Genomic DNA, 22,993 nt, shown 5'->3' with positions numbered 1-22,993 from the left:
TGGTAGAACAACTTGAAACTTGAAACATGAAACAAATTATTACTCTGCTATATTCGGCGAAAGCCATTTCATCGCCATTTCTACACTGATATTTCTTCGTTTGGCGTATTCTTCTACTTGGTCTATTTTTATTTTACCCAATCCGAAATATTTGCTTTCCGGATGAGCAAAATAATAACCGGAAACCGATGCTGCCGGCCACATGGCCATGCTTTCGGTTAATTTTACGCCTATTTTTTCTTCTACATTTAACAATTTCCAAATGGTAGGTTTTTCTAAATGATCCGGACAAGCAGGGTAACCCGGAGCCGGACGAATTCCGGTATAATTTTCTTTGATTAAATCTTCATTTGATAATTTTTCATCGGAAGAATGTCCCCAAATTTCTTTTCGCACTTTGAGATGTAAATATTCGGCAAAAGCTTCTGCCAATCGGTCACCCAAAGCTTTTACTAAAATAGAATTATAATCATCTAACTGCTTTTCAAACTCGGATGCTTTTTCATCCACGCCAAATCCGGTTGTGACACAAAAACAACCGATATAATCTTGCTTTCCCGAATCTTTGGGAGCGATGAAATCGGCAAGAGCTATATTTGGTGCTCCGGCGGTTTTTTGGGATTGTTGTCTTAAGGTCAAAAACGTTGTTGGTTGTCCGTTTTCTGTTGTCGGGAAAACTGCTATGTCATCATCATTTATTGAACTAGCCGGAAAAATTCCGAGAATTCCTTTAGCGGTAAACCATTTTTCATTTACGATTTGTTGTAACATTTTTTGAGCATCAGCGAATAAATGGGAGGCTTGTTCACCTACCACTTCATCAGTTAATATAGTCGGATATTTTCCATACAATTCCCACGATTGAAAAAAGGGTGTCCAATCGATAAAATCAACTAACTCGGATAATTCTACTTCAATGGTTTTTACTCCGATAAAATTGGGTTTTGTTACATGATAATTTTTCCAATCGAGTTGCAATTTATTTTTTCTTGCTTCAGTTATCGACAAAAAATTCTTCTCTCTACTTCTGTTCAGATACCCTTCACGAAGTTGGTCATATTCCTCTCGTAATGTTTTAGCATAAACTGTTTTAGTTTCGGGCTGCAATAAATTCGTTGCAACTGTTACAGCTCGCGAAGCATCATTCACATGCACAACGGTTTCTCGATATTCGGGTGCAATTTTCACAGCAGTATGGGCACGAGAAGTAGTTGCCCCACCAATCATAATTGGGATTTTAATATTCAACTTATCCATTTCTTTGGTCAAAGAAACCATTTCATCCAACGATGGTGTAATTAATCCGCTTAATCCTATAATATCAACGTTTTCACGAATTGCGGTTTCAATGATTTTTTCCGGCGGAACCATGACACCTAAATCGACAATTTCAAAATTGTTACAGGCTAATACAACTGCCACAATATTTTTTCCAATATCATGAACATCGCCTTTAACGGTTGCCATCAATACTTTTCCGGCGGATGATGAAGTGGTTGAATCTTTTTCAGCTTCGATAAAAGGAAGAAGATAAGCTACCGCTTTTTTCATCACGCGAGCCGATTTAACCACTTGCGGCAAAAACATTTTTCCGCTACCAAATAAATCGCCTACGACATTCATTCCTGCCATTAAATTGATTTCAATGACTTCGATTGCTTTTGAAGCATTTAGTCTGGCTTCTTCTACATCAATTTCGATGAATTCATCAATTCCTTTGACTAAGGAATGAGTCAATCGTTCTTGAACCGAACCATTTCGCCATTCTTGTATAGCTTTTTCATTGACTTTGAAATCTCCTTTATAACTTTCGGCTAAAGCCAAAAGCAATTCAGTGGCATCTTCTTTTCGGTTTAATAAAACATCTTCAACGTATTCTAATAAATTCTTATCGATTTCATCATAAATTTCCAGCATTTCAGGATTCACAATTCCCATTGTCATTCCATTTTGTATGGCGTGATAAAGGAACGCAGAATGCATGGCTTCTCGCACTTTATCATTCCCACGAAACGAAAAGGAAACGTTGCTCACACCACCGGAAACATGTGCATAAGGTAAATTTTCTCGAATCCATTTGGTTGCTCTGAAAAAATCTACCGCATTTAATTTATGTTCCTCCATTCCGGTAGCAACCGGGAAAATATTGGGGTCGAAAATGATGTCTTCAGCCGGAAAACCTACTTTTTCGACTAATATATCGTAGCTTCTTTTACAAATTTCGATACGTCTTTCATAGGTATCCGCTTGACCGTTTTCATCAAAAGCCATTACGATGACAGCTGCTCCGTAACGTTTAATTAATTTGGCGTGATGAATAAACGTTACTTCTCCTTCTTTTAACGAAATGGAGTTTACAACACCTTTTCCTTGAATGACTTTTAATCCGGCTTCGATGATTTCCCATTTAGAACTGTCTATCATCACCGGAACTCTTGCAATATCAGGTTCGGCGGCAATTAGATTTAGGAATTTGGTCATTGCATAAACGCCATCCAACATTCCTTCGTCCATGTTGACGTCGATGATTTGAGCTCCTCCTTCCACTTGATTTCTGGCAATATCAAGAGCTTCTTCGTACTTTTCTTCTTTGATTAATCGGAGAAACTTTCGTGACCCGGTCACATTTGTACGTTCGCCCACATTTACGAAATTCGTTTCAGGTGTTATGACGAGTGGTTCAAGACCGGATAGTTTCAAATATTTTTTACAAACTGCTTCTGGCATTATTTCATTTCTAAAATTTGTCTGGGTTTAAATTCTTTCGCTACTTCGGCAATTAATTTGATGTGTTCCGGCGTTGTGCCGCAACAACCACCAATAATGTTGACTAAATTATCTTGCAAATAGTCACGGATTAACGCTTGCATTTCTTCCGGAGTTTGGTCGTAGTGCCCAAAAGCGTTGGGTAATCCTGCATTGGGATGAGCTGAAATATTTAACTGCGTATTCATCGCTAGTCGTTTCAAGTAAGGTTTCAATTGGTCTGCACCAAGAGCACAATTGAATCCGATACTTAATAATGGAATATGTGAAATCGAAATTAAAAAAGCTTCAACGGTTTGTCCGGAAAGGGTTCGTCCGGATGCATCGGTAATTGTTCCCGACACCATAACCGGAATATCAAGATTTCGTTCTTCTTTGACTTCTTCGATGGCAAAAAGGGCGGCTTTGGCGTTGAGTGTGTCGAAGATGGTTTCTACTAATAAAACATCACAACCTCCATCGATAAGAGCTTCTACTTGTTGTTTGTAAGCGATGCGCAAATCGTCAAAAGTTACGGCACGAAATCCAGGGTCGTTCACGTCCGGACTCATGGATGCAGTTCGGTTGGTTGGCCCAATGGAACCGGCGACAAAACGTGGTTTATCGGTGAATTCATCGGCAACTTCGCGGGCGATTTTAGCAGATTGATAGTTGAGTTCATAAACCAACTCTTCGAGATGATAATCGGCCATTCCGATGGTGTTTCCTGAAAAAGTGTTCGTTTCTACGATGTCAGCACCGGCTTGAAAATAGGCTCGATGGACGGCTTTTACTGCCTCGGGTTGGGTGATGGAAAGTAAGTCGTTATTTCCTTTTAAAGGATGTGGAAAATCTTTGAAACGTTCGCCGCGAAAATCTTCTTCGGAGAAGTTGTTTCGTTGTAACATCGTTCCCATGGCTCCGTCGAGGACGAGGATTCTTTCTTGTATGGCTTTTTCTATTTCTAACATTTTATTTTTTTTAACCGCAAAGTTCGCAAAGAGTTTACGCAAAGTTCGCTATGACTTGCATGTTGCACCGACACCTAGCCCCGATTGTAGCGTAAATTTTTTGGAACAGACGGCTATTTTTTCTTGCTTTAAAAAAGCGACCAACGGAAGCTCTTTTTGAAGCGTAGAAAAAAAGCCGGATGCGGCAAAAAATTGCAGCGGAAAGCGGGATTAGCTTCTAACTAAAAAAATTATCAGGAAATAGAGAAAATAAACGGGTTATCTGTTTCGCCGTGGCGAATAGAATGTAGCACCTTCTACAGTTGCAGGGTTGCTAAGCTTTCACAGGGTCTATTCCCTCCGGCTTTCGTGATAACGATCAGTATGTGTATGAACGGGGCAAATATAGAAAAGTATTCGTAATTTAGAAAAAATATCTAAAATAAATTTTATTTTTTAATGATTACAGAAAATTACTCTATATTTTACGTATCTTTTAGAAAAATAATTTATTAATTTAGATGACTTTTAAAAAAAAATCCGGAACTAAGTCCGGATTTTCCTAATTATGTATAACCTATTTAGTTTTTAACTATTTTAGTAGTTCCTTTTCCTAAATCAGTTTCAACTGAAACAAAATACATCCCTGAAGTTAAATCAGAAACGTTTAATTCTGTTTGAGAAATTCCACTTAAGTAAAAAGATTTAACAATTCTACCATTTAAATCAGTCACCGACACATTATTGATTAAAGTTGTAGTAGAAGAAAGGTTAATCATGCCATTAGTTGGATTAGGATAGATTTTTAGGTTGTTGGCAAAGAAATCTTCAGCTGATGCTGTAACTGTAGCTGTTACAGTAATGTTATCTAGAAACATTACATATTGATCATTTCCATCATTTTGAAAAGCAATTCTAAAAGAAGTTCCTGCTAAATTGTCACTTAAAGGTTGTACACGATAGTTACCTGTATTTAACTCATTATTTACATCAATTAAAAGAGTTGTAAAATTTGCCACTTGAGAACCACCTGTTGGTGATAAATGAACTCTGTAATCTTCTAGAAAAGTCGTATTACCTAAGCTTGTAGCTGCCCAATTTAAACTTATGTTTGTGGCTCCAACTGGAATACTAATCAAAGGAGACACAAGCCAATCGTTTGCAACACCAACTGGATTATACCATGAATTGCTGGCAATAATATTTCCATCCATACCAGTTGCTGCCGTAGGATATGCCTCAAAAAGAGGATTAGCTCCTTGAATTTGTTCAAACGAAAGAACCGTCCATGCATCTTGAACTAAAAATGATAATGCCTCACCATCAGTTCCACCAGGTCCAACTGGAGTTCTGTTGTCAAGATTATACAAAATCCATTCACTGATTCCAGGTCCGTTTCCGTCCCAATCTTCAGCAAAAATTGTTGTTTGAGCATCTGTCAAAAACGATGTACAAAATAATACCAATAGTAATAGTTTTTTCATGATTTATTTTTTAAATATTAAACCTAAGATAAAAAATTAATAAATAATTTTAAAAAAAAGTCCGAAAATTTCGGACTTCTTACGTTTTATTTAATGTTTAGTTTTTAACAATTTTGGTGGTACCTTTTCCTAAATCAGTTTCAACTAAAATGAAATACATTCCAGATTGTAAATCAGACACATTTAATTCTGTTTGAGATATTCCACTTAAGTTAAATGATTTAACCACTCTTCCATTTAAATCAGTCACTTCAACATTGTTAATCAACGTTGTTGACGTAGATAAGTTTAAAATATCTTTTGTTGGATTTGGAGAAATCTTTAAATTATTAGCAAAGAAATCTTGCGTGCTAAGAGTCTCTGTCAAAGAAACACTAAATAACATAAATATACCTGCCGCTGAACCTGTATTTGAATGTACCCCAATGTGATAATTTCCTGAAGTTGGTGGTACAAACTCAAAAGTAGATGTATATGCTTCCGGTAATAAGTTTGGTACACCTGCACCACTTTGTACTATTCCTGTTTCAGACCCAATTTCTTGACTAAATGCAGCATCAGGTGATTTACTATCAAGCATTACAACTCTAAAACTTTCGTTAGCAGGCAAAGGATTGTTAAAACCATTATAAGTTAAAACTACTTGACAAGTGCTTCCTGCAGTAAGTGAAAGACCATTGGATATCAACCAGTCATTTTTAGGACCATTAGTTGTTGCAGTAGGAAAAACCAATGCAATTGGATCGTTTACTGTATCTCCATTTACATCATTACCGTTATTAAATGCCCAAGACAAGCCATTCGCATCAGTATTAAAAACTCGCCAACAAGTAAATTGATTTGCCCAAACCTCATTGAATGGTACTTCCGAACTACATGGAGAAGGCAATGTTGAAACCTCGAACGATAAATTATCGGCATCTGCTCCCCATCGGTTATCGAATTGGATGTAATAAGTTACATTAGCCTCAGCTAAAAATGACAAATCTGTTAAATAATTTGTACCACTAACGTCATCAGAAGCATTTACGCATACTAAGGCTAAACAAGAACCATCGAAAACTGAAATTCTAGAATCTCCAGTAGCAGGATTTGCAGCAATGTTAGTATTTATTCTAACTACAGTCTCAGTTGGAGAATTAAATGAATACCACAATCCAGAGGTCACATCTGCCGTAGTATAACAACCAGCCTGATAAGTCCCATTAATTGTGCCATAAGTATATGTACCAACAGTCACCGAAGTAGCTGTTTCACAACTAGCTCCTTGAGCAAAAATTGCACATTGAACAAAAGCAAAAACAAAAAGTAATAGTTTTTTCATAAATTAATAGTTTTATATTTTAATGTATAAAAGTAAAACTTTTTTTTGAAAGTCAAACATTTGAATAAAAATGTAATGAAAAACTTTTAAAAGATATAATTTTTATTTTAACAAAAACCTCCATACATTTGCCATCTGATAATTTAGAGGAAAAATTTGTACTGATTGCAACCTCATAAAAAAATGCTAAAGCAGAATTCTTCTTTAGTTATTTTCATGCAATTTATTTTTCCGTTATCTTTTTATATTAACAATGAAAAAAACAGTAATTTAAATTGTAATTATGGCTTATTTATTTACGTCAGAGTCTGTAAGCGAAGGACATCCAGACAAAGTAGCAGATCAAATCAGTGATGCTTTAATCGATAATTTTTTGGCTTTTGACCCTGAATCAAAAGTGGCTTGTGAAACATTGGTTACAACAGGACAAGTAATTCTAGCCGGGGAGGTAAAATCTAATACTTACTTGGATGTACAATCTATTGCACGTGATGTAATTAGAAAGATTGGCTATACTAAAAGCGAATATATGTTTGAAGCTAACTCATGTGGTGTGCTTTCAGCTATTCACGAACAATCGGCCGATATTAATCAGGGTGTTGACAGAGCGAGTAAAGAAGAGCAAGGTGCCGGCGACCAAGGAATGATGTTTGGTTATGCTACAAATGAAACGGCAGAATTCATGCCGTTGGCCTTGAAATTATCACATCAATTGTTACAGGAATTGGCTGATTTACGTAGAGAGAACAATGAAATTACGTATTTGCGTCCGGACGCAAAATCTCAAGTTACTTTAGAATATTCTGATGACAACAAACCCGTTCGAATTGACGCCATAGTAGTTTCTACACAACATGATGACTTTGCTGATGAACCAACCATGTTAGCGAAAATCAAAAAAGACATTATTAGCATATTAATTCCAAGGGTTATTTCTAAAAATCCACAGTATACTCATTTATTTAATGAAAACATTAAATACCACATCAACCCAACCGGAAAATTTGTTATTGGAGGTCCTCATGGTGATACCGGGTTAACCGGAAGAAAAATTATTGTAGATACCTATGGAGGAAAAGGAGCTCACGGAGGTGGTGCTTTTTCAGGTAAAGACCCGTCTAAAGTAGATCGAAGTGCGGCTTATGCAACACGTCATATTGCAAAAAATTTGGTTGCAGCCGGTGTTGCAGATGAAATTTTAGTGCAAGTTTCGTATGCTATTGGTGTTGCAGAACCAACTTCTATTAATGTAAATACTTATGGCACTTCTAAAGTTAATATGACAGATGGAGCAATCAGTAAAATTGTAGAAAATATCTTTGATATGCGTCCTTATTTTATTGAACAACGTTTGAAATTGAGAAATCCTATTTACAGTGAAACGGCTGCTTATGGACATATGGGCAGAACTCCTGAAACTATAACTAAAACATTTAATGCTCCGGGTGGTTTATCAAAAACTATTGAAGTAGAATTATTTACTTGGGAAAAATTAGACTTCGTAGATCCTGTGAAAAAAGCTTTTGGATTATAAGTACAAACTTATCCATAAAAAACCCTGACTTCAAAATAAGAATCAGGGTTTTATTTTTTATAGATTATACCTAAGTGTAAAAATTAAATAACGAGGCTGAACAACGTATTGCGATGTAGAAAAAAATGTCTGATTGAAACTATCATCATTTAAAGATTTCGTATCTAATAAATTGGTAACACCAACTCTATACTCCATTTTTGCATCTTTTTTACGATAGCTTAAACTCGTATTTAAAAAATCATATTCATTATTGATAGTACCATTTGAATTTGAATAATTGTAATAATCATATTCTGCATTGAATGAAAATCCATCCAAAAAGAAATAATCCAAGCGAGCAAATGGTTGTTGCGTTTTAAAAGTGGCACTTTCATAATCATTCAGAGTTATACTGTAACCCACTTCAATATTAGGCCATTGTTTGAACTGAGTTCCTAACGAAGCTCTGTAAATTTGGCTAAACGATTCGGTTGTCTGTAATCTCTCCACTTGAATAGTATTTACTTCAAAAACTCTAAGGGTATTAAATTTTGACCAGTTCAAGTTGGCTCCCACATTCGCTTTATAATATTTCAAAAAAGTGCGTTGATAACCAATTGTTCCATTTATACTTTCGTTTTCCACATCTAGGTTTACTCTTTCATTCAATTGGTATATTCCATTAAAAAACGCCCTATTCACAATTGGATCAGTAGTTTTGGAATAAATTAAATTACCAAAAATAGTTGTATAGTTAAAGAGATTATATTTAAAGTAACGCAAGGAATGTGTTTGTTGCAAGGCATTCTCTAACAAACGATTACCTCTGTTAAACGAGTTAAAATTACTAAACGTTAATCCTTGCACAAAAGAATTTATATCGCTAAAAACATTACTCATTCGGTAATTATAAGTCAACGATTCCGATTTTTTTATTTGATATTGTGCAAATACATCCGGTAAAATTCTTGAGAAATCATCTCTAACTCTGGAATTTAACTGATCATTGTACGTATTATACAAATGAAAACTAACGCCCGGATTGAACGTAAATTTACCGGTAATAAATTTGTAGTGTACCCCTAAATAAGCATCATTAAAACTATAACGAACATCATTTTTGTAATCATCTGATTCCAGAACAAAATTTGTACCATCATCCAATGCTTGAAAAATTCCGGAGTTATAACTTTGGTTGGAATTGGTGTTTCCTATGGTGATATTAATGTTGCTTTTTGATGTAAGTGAATAGTAATAATCAATTTTGGCATCTAACTTATTTGTCTTCACAAAACGAGTTTGATTGATATTAAAACTACTTTGATTGACATCAAAAAGCCCCAACTCTTCAAAAGGTTCGTTTAATAAATTCGGATTATAAAGCGGATCTTCATCTTGATAAAGATGTTGCATTTCTAATGCCCATGTATTTTTTTCGTCTTGAGTCCAAAACATGTTCACACTTTGATTTAATGTAAGCGGATCTTGTTTTTTAAATGAATTAATGCTATTTAAATTCTGACTCCCGTCGAAAGAGGTTTCATTGGTTTCCAATAAATTTGCTTCTTCTTGATTGGATCTTTTTAAAGAAACATCATAATCGAATTGAAAGTTTGAGTTAGGTTTAAATTTGGAACCAAATTTAATAATAGACAGATTATTAGTTAAATTCGAAATATCACTTCTGTTTTCTTGTGTTGCAACTTGTGTTGAGTTTGGCAGAAAATATTCAAATCGCGATTGTGTATTAGTTAGTGTTTTGTCGGATGTAAAAACCGCAAAACCACTTACATTCCATGTTTTCGAAATTTGTTGTGTTACATTTGCGGCTCCAAATTTTGTGTCAATTTCAGCGGCACGATTATTTCGCTGCGTTGAAATTCCTAAATCGTTGGAAGAAACGTTAAAGTTAGTACCACTACGACTGATTGTGTTTCTCGAACCACCGGTTAACCTAAAATAATCACGCAATGAAAAAGGCACATCGCCGATATTATTAAAATTTGAAAGTACGTTTATACTCGTATTCGGGCTATAATAAAACAATTTGGGGTTGATTATGTAACGTTCATCCGGCCCCACACCGGCCGAAATATCGCCAAACCAAAATTTATTTTTCCCTTTTTTGAGTTTAATATTGATTGCAATGTCATCATTGTTATTTTCTAATCCGCGAAGCTGACTCACTTCGGTGTAATTACGCAACACTTGAACTTTGTCTACGGCATCTGATGGAATATTTTTTGCACCTAATTTCGTATCTCCTTCAAAAAACTTTTTTCCATCAACCAAAAGTTGAGATACTTTTTTACCTTCCACTTCAATTTCACCATCGGCATTTACATCAACACCTGGTAGTCTTTTGAGTACATCTTCTAATTTCCGTTCGGTGCCTGTTTTAAAAGAATCGGCATTGTAAATAATTGTATCACCACTAATAGAAACAGGCATTTCCTGTACAATTTCAACTCCTTCTAAATCAAAACCACCTTCTTTTAGAATTAAAATTTTTTGAATATCATCTTCTTTGGTTTCAACTGAAACATCAAGAGGTTGATAACCAATGTAACTCACTTTTATTTTGTAGGTTGAATTTGCTTTTAAACTTAATTGAAATTTTCCCTTATCATTTGTAATTGCATAAGAATCCATTGCTTTAGTTAATTGGTTTACCGCCATTACATTAGCCATTTCCAATGGTTTTTGTAATGAATCCTGAACAAAACCCTCTAACCGAACTGTTTGTGAAAAGGAAAAAAAAGAAATAAATAAGCAAAGAGTTAAAAAATATTTTTTTGTCATGTTAAATTGTACCTATATGTTAAAATACCGTCGCTTATCCTCCAATTCGGAATTGCGTTCCGCCTCTGCCACCTCTACCTTGATTCATTTCTCGCATTTCAGCCATTTTTTCCATGACAATTTTATCATATTCTGCCTGCGTAACTTCCTTACCATTTTTTGGAGCTTTAATCTCTTTTTTATCTTTTGTATTCAAAACTACTTTTGAACATAAAATAACCGTTTTCCCATCTGTGACTTCTAAAATCAAACCCGGTAATCCCCAATAATTTTCCGGCCCTTGATTAATTGGAATATCCGGAGTATACCAAGCTGTAATTTGCACTTCAGAAGGCATTTCCCAACCATCCATAAAATTTGTAGTTTTGGTTTCTTCTTTCTTTTCCTCTTTTACAACTTCTTTGTCATCCTTTTTTTCTTCCTCTTTCTTTCTTCTGAAATTTCTAAAGTCAGATTGACTAACCGGTCTAACTGCTGTGGCTTTAAAACATAAATAATTACCAATTTGTTTCGTTTCGCCCTCAAGTTTCCAATTTAATTTTGGCAATGTGTCTTTTACCAAAAACTCTTTTCCAAAAAACTCTTTATCAACAGTAAAAATTTTTTCTTTCACATTTTTATAATGTGTTCCGCCTCCACCCATCATGTTGCTCATCATTCGCATTCCGCCACCTTGTCCCGGAGCATCTAATTTCTCTTCTTCTTTGTAGATTGAAGCGTTTCTGTCGAAATTTAAAACAAACGTTTTTTCAAACATTTTTTTCATCCGCTCTTCAAACATTTTCTGCATTTCAGGAGTAATCTCTCTATTTCCGGCAAGTGTTGCTTTAGCATCAGCGGTGCTTGTTTTTGATTCATACACAGCCATTCCCTGAAAATCTTGTGCAAAAGCACTAATAATAGCTGCAAAAAAAGTAAGTAAAGTAACTACAATAGTTTTCATCGCAAAACGTTTTATGTTGACAGAACAAATATGACGAGTTATTTGGGTTTTTGTTACCAAGATTTTGTTAAAAATTAAGGTATTCTTACAAAATATTTATCATTATAATTGTATTTTAGCCAAGATGAAAAAAATAATTATTTCTTTTTGGATGTTTTTTGCAGCGTTAGCATTTTCGCAAGAAAAGAAAATTACACCAATATTACTTTCTTCTCAGCAACTTATAGCTGATGAATTCATTACAATGGATTCATTTGGCTATTATTATTTCATCAAAGGAAATGTTTTTTACAAACAAAAGGAAAATGAATTGTTACAATATAAAAATCTTTCTTTGGGAAAAATTACCCATGTTGATTTACAAAATCCATTGAAAATTGTCCTTTTTTATGAAGGATTTAATTCAGTGATTACCTTAGATAATCAATTGAATGAAACGGCATCGATTAACTTTTCAAAAATTCAGAATAACCCGATTGTGACTACTGCTGCAGGATTAGCTTCACAAAACAGACTTTGGATTTTTAATTCGTTACAAATGCAATTGGGATTGTATGATTTTAACAAACAAGTTTTTCAACCCTTGTCTCAACCTTTTCAGCAACCGATTGTATTTTATCAAACCGATTACAATCAATTTTATTGGATCGATTCAAACGGACTTGTTTCTTATTCTGATGTGTTTGGAAAAGTTTCTTCTTTAGGTAAAATACCTCCATTTGACTTGGCACAAATTATTACCAATGAATTGATGGTTTATCAAAGTGGAAATCAATTGTATTATCACTATTTTAAAGATAACAAAAGTTCATTAATTAATTTAGGTGAAAAAATCATTGAAAAATTTCAGATTAAAGACCAATTTTTGCTTATTTTTACCAACAACGAAATAAGAAAATATCAAATTAATTTACCGTAATGCACATAGCAGTAGCAGGCAATATTGGAGCCGGAAAAACCACTTTAACACGACTATTAGCCAAACATTTTAAATGGGAACCGCATTTTGAAGATGTGGTGGACAATCCTTATTTAGACGATTTCTATCATCAGATGGAACGTTGGTCGTTTAACTTACAGATTTACTTTTTAAACAGTCGATTCAGACAGGTTTTGCAAATTCGTGAAAGCGGAAAGAAAATTATTCAGGATAGAACGATTTATGAAGATTCGCATATTTTTGCTCCTAACCTCCATGCTATGGGCTTAATGACTAATCGTGATTTTAATAATTACAAATCATTGTTTGAGTTAATGGAAAGCATGGTGCAATCACCGGATTTATTGATTTATTTAAGAAGTTCGATTCCCAATTTAGTAAGTCAAATTCACAAAAGAGGTCGTGAATACGAAAATACAATTTCAATTGATTATTTAAGTCGATTGAATGAACGTTACGAAGCTTGGATTCAAAGTTACGACAAAGGAAAACTGCTTATAATTGATGTGGACAATATTAACTTTGTAGATAATCCGGAGGATTTAGGGATGATTATCAATCGAATTGATGCTGAGATTAATGGTTTATTTTAAAAATATTCTATGCCGTTAGTAAATCCACTTCCATCCAATCACGATGAAGAAACAAAAAAATTAGCTGAATTTTTTAATGAAACCCTAGGTTTTTGTCCAAATTCAGTTCTTACCATGCAACATCGTCCCGCAATTTCTAAAGCTTTTATAAATTTGAACAAAGCTGTGATGGAAAATCAAGGCCGAGTATCTTCTGCATTGAAAAGAATGATTGCTTGGGTTAGTAGTAATGCAACTGGCTGTCGGTATTGTCAAGCACATGCCATCCGTTCAGCGGAACGTTATGGTGCGGAACAAGAACAATTGGACAATATCTGGGAATATAAAACTCATCCTGCATTTTCTGAGGCAGAACGAGCTGCTTTAAATTTTGCGTTGGCTTCTTCTGTGATTCCAAATGCTGTTGATGATGAAATAAAAACCAATTTATATAAATATTGGGATGAAGGAGAAATTGTTGAAATGTTGGGAGTAATTTCACTTTTTGGTTACTTAAACCGATGGAATGATTCGATGGGAACAATTATTGAAAATGGAGCTGTAGAAAGTGCACAACAATACTTAGTTAAAACCGGCTGGGAAAAAGGGAAACACATTTAATTGAAGGTATCAAATAGACTTTTTATTCTTATTTCCTTAGATGGCTTTGATAAATTAATTCTATAAACTTGATTGGGCAAAATATCAAAATAATTATCACTTATGTGATTATTGCCTTCCGTTGAAAAATATACATTTTTTGCTAAAACATCTGTAGTAACTTCGATCGTTAAGTCATCTATTTTTTTAATTGCAATTGTTGGCTTTTCTAGGGCTAACGCCTTTGGTTTTACAAAATAAAACGCAGTTGAAGTCAATTTTTTTTCTGAAATAAATATAATATTTAATAATGATTTTTTTAAATCCACCTCAGAAATAGCGGTTTTTAAAAGTGTAAAATAAGACCCTCTCGAATTTGGTTTTACTACAATTTTCAATGATTTTGAAAAAAGTAACTTTCCTTTAAAATCAATATTTTGAATTTCTAAATTCCCTGAAATAGTCTGCAAATCATCATTTACAATACAAATTTTATACGAATCATTTTCTTCTTGAACTGAAATCAGTAAATTTTCATAGCTCTTTTTCGCTTGATAATGAAAGGCCTTCCAATTTCCATAATAATCCAACGAACTCCAAGACGTAACAGGCCAGCAATCATTCAACTGCCAGAATAACGTTCCCATGCAATACGGTTTGGCTCTCCGGTGAGCTTCGATGGCAATTTTCATCCCACGAGCTTGTAATAATTGGGAAACATATAAATAATCTTCAAAATCTTTGGGCACCACAAAATCGCGTTCCATGTATTCGTTGATGGTTTCGTATCCAATTGGATGTTTCTGATGATTTTTAAAAGCTTCAGATGTAAAATTTAGATCTTCAACCGCTACCACTTTTTGTAAGGTTTCCAAACTGGGCATCCCTTGAAAACCATATTCGCTTACAAAACGTCCTACTTTTTTCTCATACATTTCAAAGGGTTCTTTTCCCCACCAAACACCCCAATAATGTACATCGCCTTGGGTTAAACTTTCTTTTCTTCCCCAACCTTTTGAGGGTGAGGATGACCAATAAATATTCTTTTCTTTTGGCAATAAACTATCCAAAGTTTTCGGAATCATTTCATGAAATACTTTTTTATATTCGTTCCAAATTTGAGTCGAATCCGCTTTTGAATAGTTGAATTGTTTTTGCCAACCCCAATTGTGCCAACCTTCATCATTCTCATTATTACCACACCAAATGGCAATACTTGGATGATTTTGTAAGCGATTTATATTATCAATTACTTCTTGTTTTACATTTTCTACAAATTTTTCATCACCAGGATACATCGAACACGCAAACATAAAATCTTGCCACACCAAAATTCCGTTGGCATCACAAGCTTCATAAAAGGCATCATCAAAATAAACGCCGCCACCCCAAACGCGAAGCATGTTCATATTCGCTTTTTTAGCATTTTCAACTAAAGAAAAATAAGTGGAATCCGAAATTCGTGGTAAAAAACTATCGGGCGGAACCACATTAGCCCCTTTCATGAAAACCGATTTCCCATTTAATTTGAAATAAAAACTTTTTCCAGCTTGGTCTCTTTCCTGAATTAATTCGATAGTTCGCAAACCAATATCCAGCTTTATTGTATCTAAAAACTGATTTTTCTGACTGATTTCAACAGTAAAAGGATACAAATTCGGATCACCTAATCCGTTACACCACCACAATTTTGGATTCGTAATTTCATATTGCATTTGAATTCTGTTCTTTCCTTTTTTAAGATTGAAAGTTTGAGATTTGTCATTGATTTTTAACTGAATCGTTTTGACCTTGGAAACGTAAATTTCGGTTGTGAATTCTAAAATCGCTTTTTTATCATTCAATTCGATTTGGCTGTATTTTATATTTTCAATTTTAGCCGAATTCCAAAATTTTAATTGGACTTTTTTCCAAATTCCAGCCGTAACAAATCGTGGCCCCCAATCCCAACCGAATTGATATTGTGCTTTTCGAACAAAAATGCGTTCTTTTTCTGGTAAGGTATAAGGTAATTTTGAAGCTTCCTCTTTTCCTTTTTGAACTGCGGAATGAAAAACTACTTTTAAATGATTTTTTCCTTTTTTAAGATAATTTTTTGCAGAAATTGTCCATTTTCGGAACATATTATTGGCTTCTAAAACTTGTTTTCCGTTCAAAAAAACGGTTGCATACGTATCCAAACCTACAAATTCTAAATCGATATTTTGGTTTTTTAGTTCCGATTCTGATAGTATAAAATGGGTTTCATATTCCCAGTTTTCATTTTCAATCCATTGCAATTGTTTTTCATTGGCACCAAAAAAAGGATCTGGAATTAATTGGTTTTGAAACAAATCGGTGTGAATAGTTCCGGGAATGGTTGCCTTGTGTTTTTGAACTTCGTGTTGTTTGTTGAATGTCCAGTTTTCGGTAGATAAATTGCGATAGGAAGTCTGTGCTGAAACGGAATAACAGATGAAAATTAGAAATAATGTAATTTTTTTAAACATATAAGTCATATAAGTTTGAAAGTGAAAGTTATAACTTAAAGGAGTTCATTTAAGTTCAATTAAAATTGTAACATTTTCTTTAATTGAATAATTTCTTCTGGATTTGCGATTACACTTCCATCGGTGATAGCGGAAGAATGATACCAATTGGCATTTACCATTTCATTTAATTCGGAAATATTGGTCGAACGCAAACCGCCACCGGGCATGATTTCAATACGATTATTGGCATGAAGTACCATTTGCATTAAAACTTCTTTTCCTTCCATCACATTTGGAAAAGTTCCAGAAGTTAGAATCGTTGAAAAGCCACAAGAAATGACATCCTCTAATGCTTGTTCATAATCTGAAATCTCATCAATAGCTCTGTGAAATGTGCAAGGAAATGGTTTCGATAAATCGACTAAGGCTTTATTTTGTTCAATATTAATTGAATTATCTTCATTTAAAATTCCTAAAACAAATCCGTTGACTCCTAACTTTTTGATGATTTCAATTTCCGACTTCATTTGCTCAAATTCAGAATTAGAATAAACGAAATTTCCACCTCTTGGGCGAATCATTGTATATATATCGATTGTCAAATGTTGACGAGCTTTTTGAATCGTTTCAATTGTTGGAGTTGTACCTCCAACTGACATATCTGAACACAATTCCACTCTATCAGCTCCTGCTTTTTGAGCAATTAGGGCAGATTCAAGGTTAAAACACGCGATTTCGATTTTTTTCATTATTTTAAAAAGTACTTCGCATCGATTAATTTATTTCCGGTTGCATCATGAACAGCATAATTGAATCCACCTTGTATGCAATACGAACCATATTCACCTTTTTTGTTTAATGCGATAAAGCCAACTTGGATATCTTTTAGATTTTTACCCCGATTTTGTGTTAGTTTTACTATTCGCATTACCGCTTCTTCACACGCTTTTTGTGGTGATTTTCCTTGTCGCATTAATTCCACTACTAAATGACAGCCCGTAATTCGGATGACTTCTTCTCCGTGACCTGTTGCGGTTGCGGCACCAATTTCGTTATCCACATACAAACCGGCACCGATAATAGGAGAATCGCCAACACGTCCATGCATTTTAAAAGCCATCCCGCTGGTAGTACATGCTCCCGACAAATTTCCTTGTGCATCCAAAGCAATCATTCCGATAGTGTCGTGATTTTCGATATTAGCTTTTGGAATGTATTCGCTTGTTTTGAGCCATTCTTTCCACTCTTTTTCGGATTCTTCCACCAAAAGATTTTCTTTTTTAAAGCCTTGTTGCAACGCAAATTGCAACGCACCTTCGCTAACTAACATGACATGAGGCGTTTTTTCCATGACGGCTCTAGCTACAGAAATAGGGTGTTTGATGTGTTCCAAACAAGCTACTGAACCGATATTTGAAAATTCGTCCATGATACACGCATCCAACGTTACCCGCCCTTCTCTATCCGGACGACCGCCATAGCCAACGCTTCGTTCTGTAGGATCTGCTTCGGTAAGTTTTACACCAACTTCAACAGCATCGAGTGCACGTCCTTTGTTTTTCAATACTTCCCAAGCGGCTTCATTGGCTTGAAGGCCAAAATTCCATGTGGAAAGCACGATGGGTTTGTTTGAGTTTTCTGAAATTATTTCCTGCTTTTCTGAATCGGATTGAAAAGAATGCAACGCCACTCCGGCAGTTGCCAAAGCTGTTGTTTTAATAAAATCTCGTCTGTTTGCCATATTATTCAATTGAAATTTCATCGATAAATAACCAAGCATTGGCACCTGCACCCGGATTTCCGTCCGGAATTATGCCTAAATTCTTTGCTATTATTTTAATGTATTTTGCTTGTACATTTTTACATAATTCTTCAATAGTACCGTTCAACTTTTCGATTTCTGCAGATGAAAACTTTTTAATTGAAATGTATTTCAAACCATCTTCAGAAGCCATAAACTCAATTTCTTTCGGATAATAAATCCAACTTCCTGTGCTTTTCAAAACATTCAATTTTATTTTTGAAATAGGTTCAACTTTCTCTAAATCAATAGTAGCGATGACATCTTTTCCTGAAAACCCGAGCCAATCTCTTCCAAACTTGGAAGGATTTCCTTTCATTCCGTCCACTAAAGTAAAGCTTCCACCAATACCATAATTTTCATGTGGTGGATGTACTAATTGAATTCTCTTTCCGGATGATTTAGTGATATTAAAACATTGTTCAATGGTGTTACTTTTTTGCTTTTCATTTTCAAAATAAGCTGCTTTAATACATCCACTCTTTGTAATTGGAATGGGATTAGAATACATTGCTGAATAATAAGATGGTTCTGAACCATCTGTTGTAAAACGAATTCCGCTAGGATTAACCGCTTTCAAAATAAATTCTACACCTTTTATCCCGGAAGAAACTTCAGTCGTTACTTCATAAATTGCTTTACTAAAATTAATACCACTCTTTTCGTAAAAATCAAAATGATTGATTAATCGCTTTTCAAAATTTTTATACTCTGAAGCGTTTGCAGTTCCCCACAAGACCTCTGAAAGAGCGGCCATTCTTGGCATAATCATATATTCAACATGTTCAGGTGTTTCAATATATTCAGTCCAAACATTGGCTTGAGCACCTAGAATATAGGTTACTTCTTCCTTTGATAATTCATTTGGCGTTGGATTAAAAGAATACACTTTTTCAACTGGCGTATATCCTCCAAAGGCAATTGGTTCATTCTTTGGATCGCCTTGATAATGATCAAAATAGCAATGTGATCCTGGTGTCATCACCACAAAATGCTTTTGCTTCGCAGCAGTAATTCCGCCTTCAGTGCCACGCCAACTCATTACAGCGGCATTTGGAGCGAGTCCGCCTTCGAGAATTTCATCCCAACCGATTATTTTTCGCCCTTTAGAATTGACAAATTTTTCAATTCGTTGAATGAAATAACTTTGTAATTCATGTTCGTCTTTTAAACCTTCTTTTCTTATTAAAGTCTGGCAATGAGAGCAGTTTTTCCATCTAATTTTCGGACTTTCATCACCACCAATGTGAAGGTATTTAGAAGGAAACAAATCCATCACCTCTGATAAAATATTCTCTAAAAAAGAAAATGTTCCATCTTTTGGACAAAAAACATCATCCAAAACGCCCCATCCTTTTGCAACTTCAAAAGGTCCACCTGTACAGGAATATTCCGGATAGGCGGCTAAGGCAGCTAAGGAATGACCGGGCATTTCTATTTCTGGAACAATTGTCACATGGCGTTGTTGTGCATAATTGACTACCTCTTTGATTTCTTCTTGTGAATAATAACCTCCATAACGAACCGTATTAAATCGTTGTTCGTTATAATGCCCAACCATGGAACCGTTTCGCCAAGCTCCAATTTCGGTAAGTTTTGGATATTTTTTTATCTCAATTCGCCATCCTTGGTCGTCGGTTAAATGCCAATGAAACATGTTCATTTTATACATGGCTATATAGTCAATGTACTTTTTAATAAAATCAATGGAAAAAAAATGACGAGACACATCGAGGTGCATTCCTCTCCATTTGTATTTTGGTTCGTCAACGATTGTTAAACACGGAATTTTTACATTATCAGATTTTTGATAAGGAATAGATTGTAAAAAAGTTTGAATCCCGTAAAATATTCCTTGACTAGAAAAGGAAGAAAATCGAACACTATTTTTAGAAATTGAAACTTGATATTTTTCTTTATCAAATCCAATTGTATCAGGAATTTGAATGGACATTTGAATACTTTTCCCTTTTGGATAAGAAGAAGTAATTTGTATATCTAAACCCGTTTTCATCTTAATATTTTCCTTTAGAAATATTGCTTCAAAAGAATTTATCTCCGAAGAAAAAATGACTGTGTTTTTATCAAGTTCAAAATACTCATTCGTGACTTCAATTTGTTTAGGAATTGGAATAAGTGGTAAATTTTCTTGACTATATCCCAAAAAGGATAGAAACAGAAAGATAGAAAGAAAAAATTTAGTCATGATAGTTCTTTGTTCACGCTAAATTTAGTAAAAATAAAAATGCCTCGCAGTTGCAAGGCATTTTTTTATGTTTATCAGAACAATTTATTGTTTTTTAAACGCTTCTATTTTTGCAGTTACTTCTTCGTCAGTTCCTTCAAAAGTTATAGTGTCTGATTTTGTTTCACCATTTTCTGTAGTGGAAACTGAAACAGAAGCCACTACTTTTCCATCAGCGTTGACAGATTTTTCTATTGAAACATTTTTAGAAATTTCTTTTGTGTTTTCATTCATGTACTTACAATTCTTGTTCGTACAACCTTTTTCAATACATTCTTCTTTAGTCATTGAAGCACACATTTCTGTTTCAGAACAACAACCTGGCTTTTCAGTAATGGTTGTTGCATCATGACCTCCTAAAATTGGGGCAATTACCAATCCAATTAAACACGTTAATTTGATTAAAATATTCATCGATGGACCGGAAGTATCTTTAAATGGATCACCCACGGTATCTCCGGTTACGGCTGCTTTGTGAGCATCGGAACCTTTGTAGGTCATTTCACCATTAATCATTACACCGGCTTCGAAAGATTTTTTAGCATTATCCCAAGCACCACCGGCATTGTTTTGGAATACAGCCCAAAGCACACCCGAAACGGTAACTCCGGCCATGTAACCCCCTAACATTTCGGCAATTAATTTATTGTCATATCCTAACAACATTGGTAAAACCGCAATTAATATTGGGAAACCAATCGTTAAAATACCCGGTAACATCATTTCACGTAAAGCGGCTTTCGTTGAAATTTCCACACATTTGCCATATTCGGGTTTATTTTTACCTTCCATGATTCCCGGAATTTCTTTGAACTGACGACGAACTTCATACACCATGTCCATAGCAGCTTTTCCAACTGAATTCATTGCCAAAGCAGAGAAAACCACCGGAATCATTCCACCCACAAACAACATCGCTAAAACCGGAGCTTTAAAAATGTTGATTCCGTCGATTCCTGTAAACGTTACATACGCAGCAAATAAAGCTAACGAAGTTAACGCTGCAGAAGCAATTGCAAATCCTTTTCCGGTTGCCGCAGTTGTGTTTCCAACAGAATCTAAAATATCGGTACGCGTACGAACTTCTTTAGGTAATTCACTCATTTCGGCAATACCACCGGCATTATCAGAAATTGGTCCGAAAGCATCAATAGCTAACTGCATTGCTGTGGTAGCCATCATCGCAGAAGCAGCTAAAGCCACACCATAAAAACCTGCTAACGCATACGAAGCCCAAATAGCTCCTGCAAAAATTAACACCGTTGGGAAAGTAGAAATCATACCCGTTGCTAAACCGGCAATTACGTTTGTTCCTGCTCCGGTTGATGATTTTTGTACAATCGCCAAAACAGGTTTTGTACCTAAACCTGTGTAATATTCTGTTACCGATGAAATAACACCCCCTACAAATAATCCAACAATGGTGGCGTAGAATACTCGCATGGATGAAATTTCTTTTAATCCTTCTCCAAAGAATTCCATATTCATGGTTTCTGGCAACATGTATTTTACCAATACAAAACACGAAACAGCAGTCAATGCAATTGAAACCCAGTTTCCAATGTTTAAAGCACCTTGTACTTCTTTTTCTTTAGCATTGTTATCTTTAATTTTTACCATCATGGTTCCGATGATCGAGAATAAAATTCCGAACCCGGCAATGGCCATTGGTAATAAAATTGGTCCGATTCCACCGAAAGCATCTTCTATAGAACCACCCATATCTTTAATCACATAATTTCCTAAAACCATTGCTGCCAAAACGGTTGCTACATAGGAACCGAACAAATCGGCACCCATACCGGCTACGTCTCCTACATTATCACCAACGTTATCCGCAATAGTTGCAGGATTACGTGGATCATCCTCCGGGATTCCGGCTTCTACTTTACCTACTAAATCGGCACCAACATCGGCGGCTTTAGTATAAATTCCACCACCGACACGAGCGAATAATGCAATTGATTCAGCACCAAGAGAGAATCCGGCTAAAGTTTCCAACACAATGGTCATGTCATCTGTTGAAGTCCAAGTTCCTTTCATAAAGAAATGGAATAATATGATAAAGAAACCTGTTAAACCTAAAACAGCTAAACCGGCTACACCTAATCCCATTACGGTTCCACCACCAAAAGATACTTTTAAAGCTTGTGGCAAACTCGTACGAGCAGCTTGCGTAGTTCTTACATTTGTTTTGGTAGCAATTTTCATTCCCATATTTCCGGCTAAAGCAGAGAAAACTGCTCCGAAAATAAACGCTACTACTATTAATATATGTGTGGTTGGAACGATAAACGATATTCCTGCTAAAGCAATACTTGCTCCAAAAACAAAGAAAGTTAATAATCGATATTCCGCTTTAAGAAAGGCCAAAGCACCTTCGTAAATGTAATCTGAAATCTCTTTCATTTTACCATCACCGGCATCTTGCTTTAAAACCCATGCTCTTTTGGCCCACATAAATGCTAAACCAATTAATGCCATGATTAACGGCACATAAATCATAATTGAATCCATAAAAATGTATTTTATAATTTTTTTAACGATTGCAAAAGTAACAAAATAGGAATAAAAAAAAGCAACAATTCCAATTAGAATGT

15 protein-coding genes and 1 riboswitch are annotated in these 22,993 nt (G+C 34.9%); of the genes, 4 read left to right on the top strand and 11 right to left on the bottom strand.

The window, feature by feature from the left end; translation table 11 throughout:
- Positions 1-39: 39 nt before the first annotated feature.
- From metH to EQG68_RS01390, 4 genes are all read right to left on the bottom strand, one after another.
- Positions 40-2,727 (bottom strand): methionine synthase, encoded by a 2,688-nt coding sequence (gene metH, locus EQG68_RS01405; protein ID WP_129463002.1) that lies wholly within the window; start codon positions 2,725-2,727, stop codon positions 40-42.
- Positions 2,727-3,716, bottom strand: a complete 990-nt coding sequence (locus EQG68_RS01400) for a homocysteine S-methyltransferase family protein (protein WP_129463001.1) — start codon at positions 3,714-3,716, stop codon at positions 2,727-2,729. Before EQG68_RS01400 ends, metH begins: the two co-directional genes overlap by 1 nt.
- 255 nt (positions 3,717-3,971) lie before the next feature.
- A riboswitch (SAM riboswitch) is annotated at positions 3,972-4,074 on the bottom strand.
- A 202-nt stretch (positions 4,075-4,276) separates the two neighbouring features.
- Positions 4,277-5,179, bottom strand: coding sequence for a T9SS-dependent choice-of-anchor J family protein (locus tag EQG68_RS01395; protein ID WP_129463000.1), 903 nt, complete (start codon positions 5,177-5,179; stop codon positions 4,277-4,279).
- Between the two features lie 97 nt (positions 5,180-5,276).
- A complete protein-coding gene (locus EQG68_RS01390) occupies positions 5,277-6,503 on the bottom strand; it encodes a T9SS type A sorting domain-containing protein (RefSeq protein ID WP_129462999.1) in 1,227 nt (408 codons plus the stop codon).
- A 283-nt stretch (positions 6,504-6,786) separates the two neighbouring features.
- Between EQG68_RS01390 and metK the strand changes: the two genes are divergently transcribed.
- Entirely contained in the window at positions 6,787-8,037 is a 1,251-nt protein-coding gene (metK, locus tag EQG68_RS01385) for a methionine adenosyltransferase (RefSeq protein WP_129462998.1), read from the top strand.
- A gap of 57 nt (positions 8,038-8,094) precedes the next feature.
- Here metK and EQG68_RS01380 read toward each other — a convergent pair whose 3' ends face one another.
- The gene (locus EQG68_RS01380) at positions 8,095-10,821 is read right to left on the bottom strand and encodes a TonB-dependent receptor (RefSeq protein ID WP_129462997.1); all 2,727 of its coding nucleotides are present in this window, start codon (positions 10,819-10,821) and stop codon (positions 8,095-8,097) included.
- Positions 10,822-10,855: 34 nt separating this feature from the next.
- Positions 10,856-11,764, bottom strand: coding sequence for a GLPGLI family protein (locus EQG68_RS01375; RefSeq protein ID WP_129462996.1), 909 nt, complete (start codon positions 11,762-11,764; stop codon positions 10,856-10,858).
- Positions 11,765-11,888: 124 nt separating this feature from the next.
- Between EQG68_RS01375 and EQG68_RS01370 the strand changes: the two genes are divergently transcribed.
- From EQG68_RS01370 to EQG68_RS01360, 3 genes are read left to right on the top strand one after another with little or no spacing between them, the layout of a single operon-like run.
- The gene (locus EQG68_RS01370; RefSeq protein WP_129462995.1) at positions 11,889-12,683 is read left to right on the top strand and encodes a hypothetical protein; all 795 of its coding nucleotides are present in this window, start codon (positions 11,889-11,891) and stop codon (positions 12,681-12,683) included.
- Positions 12,683-13,297, top strand: coding sequence for a deoxynucleoside kinase (locus EQG68_RS01365; RefSeq protein ID WP_112084796.1), 615 nt, complete (start codon positions 12,683-12,685; stop codon positions 13,295-13,297). Before EQG68_RS01370 ends, EQG68_RS01365 begins: the two co-directional genes overlap by 1 nt.
- A 9-nt stretch (positions 13,298-13,306) precedes the next feature.
- A complete protein-coding gene (locus EQG68_RS01360; RefSeq protein ID WP_129462994.1) occupies positions 13,307-13,897 on the top strand; it encodes a carboxymuconolactone decarboxylase family protein in 591 nt (196 codons plus the stop codon).
- Here the strand turns inward: EQG68_RS01360 and EQG68_RS01355 are convergent.
- The 5 genes from EQG68_RS01355 to EQG68_RS01335 form a co-directional block, all read right to left on the bottom strand.
- Positions 13,894-16,365 (bottom strand): beta-mannosidase, encoded by a 2,472-nt coding sequence (locus EQG68_RS01355; RefSeq protein WP_129462993.1) that lies wholly within the window; start codon positions 16,363-16,365, stop codon positions 13,894-13,896. The genes EQG68_RS01360 and EQG68_RS01355 overlap by 4 nt on opposite strands.
- Before the next feature lie 59 nt (positions 16,366-16,424).
- Positions 16,425-17,096 (bottom strand): copper homeostasis protein CutC, encoded by a 672-nt coding sequence (locus tag EQG68_RS01350; RefSeq protein WP_129462992.1) that lies wholly within the window; start codon positions 17,094-17,096, stop codon positions 16,425-16,427.
- Complete coding sequence (locus EQG68_RS01345; RefSeq protein WP_187347455.1) at positions 17,096-18,088, bottom strand: isoaspartyl peptidase/L-asparaginase family protein; 993 nt, start codon at positions 18,086-18,088, stop codon at positions 17,096-17,098. The genes EQG68_RS01350 and EQG68_RS01345 overlap by 1 nt, the downstream gene beginning before the upstream one ends.
- Before the next feature lies 1 nt (position 18,089).
- Positions 18,090-20,354 carry a glycoside hydrolase family 20 protein gene (locus EQG68_RS01340; protein ID WP_129462991.1) on the bottom strand — a complete coding sequence of 755 codons (2,265 nt, stop codon included), beginning with the start codon at positions 20,352-20,354 and terminating at the stop codon, positions 18,090-18,092.
- 84 nt (positions 20,355-20,438) lie between these two features.
- Positions 20,439-22,910, bottom strand: a complete 2,472-nt coding sequence (locus EQG68_RS01335) for a sodium-translocating pyrophosphatase (protein WP_129462990.1) — start codon at positions 22,908-22,910, stop codon at positions 20,439-20,441.
- Positions 22,911-22,993: the final 83 nt, after the last annotated feature.

The organism is Flavobacterium piscinae, assembly GCF_004122145.1.
In the GTDB taxonomy this organism is placed as follows: Bacteria; Bacteroidota; Bacteroidia; order Flavobacteriales; family Flavobacteriaceae; genus Flavobacterium; species Flavobacterium piscinae.
Note: the sequence above shows the minus strand (reverse complement) of the source record. Positions and strands in the feature narration are given on the sequence as shown.

Bases quoted from the DNA above. Each gene is read 5' to 3' on its own strand.
- metH (WP_129463002.1), bottom strand. From the start codon at position 2,727: ATGCCAGAAGCAGTTTGTAAAAAATATTTGAAACTATCCGGTCTTGAA.
- EQG68_RS01400 (WP_129463001.1), bottom strand. From the start codon at position 3,716: ATGTTAGAAATAGAAAAAGCCATACAAGAAAGAATCCTCGTCCTCGAC.
- EQG68_RS01395 (WP_129463000.1), bottom strand. From the start codon at position 5,179: ATGAAAAAACTATTACTATTGGTATTATTTTGTACATCGTTTTTGACA.
- EQG68_RS01390 (WP_129462999.1), bottom strand. From the start codon at position 6,503: ATGAAAAAACTATTACTTTTTGTTTTTGCTTTTGTTCAATGTGCAATT.
- metK (WP_129462998.1), top strand. From the start codon at position 6,787: ATGGCTTATTTATTTACGTCAGAGTCTGTAAGCGAAGGACATCCAGAC.
- EQG68_RS01380 (WP_129462997.1), bottom strand. From the start codon at position 10,821: ATGACAAAAAAATATTTTTTAACTCTTTGCTTATTTATTTCTTTTTTT.
- EQG68_RS01375 (WP_129462996.1), bottom strand. From the start codon at position 11,764: ATGAAAACTATTGTAGTTACTTTACTTACTTTTTTTGCAGCTATTATT.
- EQG68_RS01370 (WP_129462995.1), top strand. From the start codon at position 11,889: ATGAAAAAAATAATTATTTCTTTTTGGATGTTTTTTGCAGCGTTAGCA.
- EQG68_RS01365 (WP_112084796.1), top strand. From the start codon at position 12,683: ATGCACATAGCAGTAGCAGGCAATATTGGAGCCGGAAAAACCACTTTA.
- EQG68_RS01360 (WP_129462994.1), top strand. From the start codon at position 13,307: ATGCCGTTAGTAAATCCACTTCCATCCAATCACGATGAAGAAACAAAA.
- EQG68_RS01355 (WP_129462993.1), bottom strand. From the start codon at position 16,365: ATGTTTAAAAAAATTACATTATTTCTAATTTTCATCTGTTATTCCGTT.
- EQG68_RS01350 (WP_129462992.1), bottom strand. From the start codon at position 17,096: ATGAAAAAAATCGAAATCGCGTGTTTTAACCTTGAATCTGCCCTAATT.
- EQG68_RS01345 (WP_187347455.1), bottom strand. From the start codon at position 18,088: ATGGCAAACAGACGAGATTTTATTAAAACAACAGCTTTGGCAACTGCC.
- EQG68_RS01340 (WP_129462991.1), bottom strand. From the start codon at position 20,354: ATGACTAAATTTTTTCTTTCTATCTTTCTGTTTCTATCCTTTTTGGGA.
- EQG68_RS01335 (WP_129462990.1), bottom strand. From the start codon at position 22,910: ATGGATTCAATTATGATTTATGTGCCGTTAATCATGGCATTAATTGGT.